The 4,083-nt window shown below is 53.8% G+C and carries 3 protein-coding genes; 1 reads left to right on the top strand and 2 read right to left on the bottom strand.

The window, feature by feature from the left end:
• On the top strand, positions 1 to 309 hold a 309-nt coding region (locus tag BM413_RS32260; RefSeq protein ID WP_244538155.1), incomplete at its 5' end, for a transposase.
• Positions 310 to 686: 377 nt separating this feature from the next.
• Here the strand turns inward: BM413_RS32260 and BM413_RS32250 are convergent.
• On the bottom strand, positions 687 to 2,573 hold the full coding sequence (locus BM413_RS32250; protein WP_091918906.1) for a hypothetical protein: 1,887 nt from the start codon (positions 2,571 to 2,573) through the stop codon (positions 687 to 689).
• 44 nt (positions 2,574 to 2,617) lie between these two features.
• Positions 2,618 to 3,760: an alpha/beta hydrolase family protein gene (locus BM413_RS32245; protein WP_139238718.1), complete on the bottom strand. Its 1,143-nt coding sequence runs from the start codon at positions 3,758 to 3,760 to the stop codon at positions 2,618 to 2,620.
• Positions 3,761 to 4,083: the final 323 nt, after the last annotated feature.

The raw sequence follows: 4,083 nt of genomic DNA, 5'->3' as shown, positions 1-4,083 counted from the left end.
TGCTCCCGGTGCCTCTGTCCCGGATGGTCGCACCATACGCCACGATTCTGGAAACCGCAGCCGGACATCGGCACCGAGAATCTTATACCGGTTACCAACCCGATCGAGCGGCTCAACGGTGAGATCAAGCGGCGCACCGACGTGGTCGGAATCTTCCCCAACGACGACGCCATCGTTCGACTCGTCGGCGCATTGCTGCTCGAACAGAACGACGAGTGGGCCGTCCAGCGTGCCCGCTACATGACGCTGGAAAGCGTCGGCCAGTTGAGCGATGATCCCCTCATCAGCCTGCCCGCAGTGGCGCGCTGATCAGCCCGGCCATGCCGGACAGCAAGGCGACCAATGCCGCCAGCTACACCACTCGGTGGGACACCATCAAATATCAAGAGTTCGGAGGATCGATCGGCCTCCTAGTGTTTTCAATGGCGGTGTCTTGATGCGCTTAAAAATGGGCACCGCTCATTGCCGGCTGACAAATGTTCGCTAAGGGCGATATGTCAAAGTCCGTTCTTGGGCATCCAACCGTCCATTCCTGTCCAGCGGCGCCGGCCGCGACTCTCATAGCGCCAGTCCTGCCGATGGTTCCGTTAAATCCGGCTTGCAAAGTGGTCCGACTCGCCGGCGCTCCTTGGCACCCCAGGGCCTCCAGCCGTTCACTCCAATGTCGGGTCAGCTCCTGGCGGATCTTAGTTGCCTGAATTTTCACGCTCAGCCTTGGTCAGCAGATTATAGTAGCCCTCAATTTTCACAGCCGACGCATTCCTGGGTATCGGCAAAGAGAAACTGGTTTGTGGTGGCAACACCACAAATTGTGCTGCTACGTTCGTCATAAGGCTTTCAGGACCCGTATCGAATTTGACCTGCGACAGATACGTGACTTCAGGTTCCAATTCCCTAATGATCAGCCGTTTGGCTCCTTGGGGGACGGGAACCGTCTCGATCATCATGCGATCAATTGATGATGCCCCGATCAAGATGCGGCCAACGCGCACTATACTTCCGTCAGCTAACTCGAAATAAACAAACGGGCAGGAGCCTTCCTCGGAACTAGCGGAAGCGACGAGGGCGGCCGTTGGCGCATCCCGCACGAAAACATCCTGTCCATCCACGGTCAAGCTGTCGATCTGGTAGGCAGCCCCATATGTGAACTCGATCGCGGTGCCTTGGTTTGCAGAATCCGATGTAACTTCATCTTCTGCCACGTCCGTACCTTTGGGCATGTCGCCCAACTTTGTGGTCAGAAACAGATTGCAGGCTCTCGCTTCTGAATCCTCGTCGCTGTCTTCGCATCGATAAAACTTGCTGAGACGGTCGGGATATTTTGCGAAGATCTCCGCGACTTCCTTGGAGATCGGTATTTCGGGAACAACCCAAAACGGGTCCTCCGCATGAGTAAAGCCCATCTGCAACGGAACGATCAGGCTTGATCCATCCGATTTTGACAGCCAGGCGTTCCCGAACTCCATTGTGCTTGGGTTTGCATCGAACCGCGGTTGCGCACGAAGCGGCACGGTCTTGTCGGCGAAGACAGACCCGCGATATACAACCACATCTTTAGAAGTTGGTGCGACTACAGCTACGAGCACCCTCAAGGAAGGCGTCAGAACAGCGAAGTTTAGTCCTCCGGCCGTTCCGGTGCATCCCCAATCGGAAGAGCCCGCACCGATCGTTCCGTGTATCGACATGAAGCCGTCGGGTATTCCATCCGAGGTTATATGGGAGAAAAACCCATAAGCTTCGCTGTCTGCCATGTCGGAGATCAGGTCGCTCTCCGAGTTTCCATCCAGATAGGTCGATGCAATTTGCCACGGCGCCGTAACTTTGTCCAAGAGCGCTTCGGCCAACTTGTCCACCGTGGGGCCGTAATTGTCCCATTCAGCTTTCGTCATAGGGCGTTGAAACTGCATGCATTCGGAAATAAGGGTCGACAGGGCTTTCTGGTTCTTAGCTGCAGCCGTGCTCAACTGGCGCAGAAAGCCGTTTTTTGTGTCCGCGCTCTCACTATGGGTAAAATCATACTCGTAGTTGAAGTTTGTTGGCCATTTGCCTTGTGTTATCTGCGACATGAAGTCGATTTCGGGCCAGACGATCGTTTCTTCGAATGTGGGGAGCCTGAATCGCTGCCTTATGCTTGTCGGCATATCTTTTAGTTCAAAGATTCTGCTAAAACTGTTGCTGCCATCAGGCGAGATGCCTGTGACAACTTCACGCGAGATCAGGTTCTGCGCCTGGTCGGTCACCCGGGAGCCATAGCGCGCATATAAATTCTCGAGAGTACGGAGAACATCGTTCTTCGCAACGATCGGCTTCTTCCCGAGAATCCCCTCGATGGAGGTGTCTGCGTATCCAGTCAGCATGAAGCTGACTTCGGTGGCGTTCAACCAGACATAACGGACGGTGATCGGTTGACCTTGATCGGCCTCACACCACCATTGTTCGACCGATCCATCATTGGAGACATGAAAAACGCAATTCCTGCCTGGAGCCGGAACGGTGGTTTGGCCGTATGCCGTCATACACCAAAGGAAAAAAGCCAAGCTTGAGAATGAGAGCTTAAGAGTCTGCCTGATCACGGTCGTCCTCCACTATCCCAATCAACAAAAGCATCTGTTTCCCGCTAGCTTCCGGGTGCAGTTGCCCTAATTTTCAACCACATGCGGTTCGCAATCGAGCGTGAATTGCCAGCGTCGACAAAGGCGACGTAAAATTGATCACCCGCCTTTAGAACCTTGCAAGTATAGTCGATGTCCCCACCCGGAGAGAGCGGACTATCCTGAGCACGCTGCGTCCCGGTCTTCTGATAATCGACGATCATTGTTCTGCGGCTTTCGGTCAGTTTGATCCAGTCGCCGCGTCTGACGGTCTCCGGGGGAGCGCTTCGGCCCTCGACGACAAACGCCGATCGTGTCGCGAATTTGCCCTGTGTCAGTTCCCCGGCATCTATCCAGGCGATGTCACCGGGAAGACCCGGACAGGGGTCGGGGATTTCGACGTAGGGCGTGGCGGCGACCGACAATGCAGCAAATACCGGCACGAGGTACTTCAATCTGAGTATGTTGATCAGTTGGACCAGCGTATGCGGCTTCTCAGGACGCGCAGAATCCGGAACGATGGTTCCATCACGCAGGAAAGGGATCCAGAACTTGCGGCAGAAGGAAGCGCTGAGGAAATAACCATGCGCGGCCTTGTTATGCCAACGGTCATAAACCAGCGGACGTTTGAAGCCGAAAGTGCCTGCCGATCCATAGCCCCAGGTCACGCTTTCGGCCATTGCCGGCCAGATATCGCGCGTTCCTACCTCATTGAGAATTTTCGGCGTAAACCGCGACTGGAATTGCTCAAATGGAAAATCGTAACGGAGAATGCTGCCGCACAGTATTATCCGATTGAATTTGAGGTCGAAATTCTCCTTCAGTATATGCCCAACTATGTATGTCCCGAAGCTGTGAGCGATGACCGATATATCTGCGCCCGGATTGTTCAGAATTACTGTTTTGAACTGCTTCAAGATTTCCGCAATTGCCTTTCGCCTGAAGTAGGAGATGGGCAGGAGAAACCTCAACAGATCGAAGCGACCATAATTCGTCGCCTCTACAATAAAATCTCCATCTTTTTCGAGGGCGTCACGTATTTCCTGCTGCCAAAGAGCATGGTCTCGTATCCCATGCACCAGAATAATGACCGGTTTCTTGATGGGCATGTCCTGGCCCTGTATAATTCCGCCTAATTTATTTTGATAGGTGGAGGTATAGTAAGTCAATGTATATCTGATTTATTTGACTTCAGATCATCTGCTTGGGGGCCGATTAGATTCAGCTGTTGACTCAGATCGTTTCCGCGGCGACGGCCGCGGGATGGTTGATTGCGTCTGGATGGTTTTCTTATCCGCACAATGTTTCTTCGGAGTGCGTCGCGGCTTGAGAAGCCTCAGATGTTGGTATCTTCGGGAGAGATGATCGGGCGAACCGGATTCGACCAGCTGTCCAGCGTTCGTAGCAAACGCGTCCACGGCATCTGGACCGGACTTATTGCGGTTCCGCCGCTCAACATACTCTTCATCGAACTTGCAGCGAAATGGCTGCA

Source organism: Mesorhizobium sp. YR577 (assembly GCF_900116595.1).
GTDB lineage: Bacteria > Pseudomonadota > Alphaproteobacteria > Rhizobiales > Rhizobiaceae > Mesorhizobium_M.
This window is presented reverse-complemented; position numbering and strand designations above follow the sequence as displayed.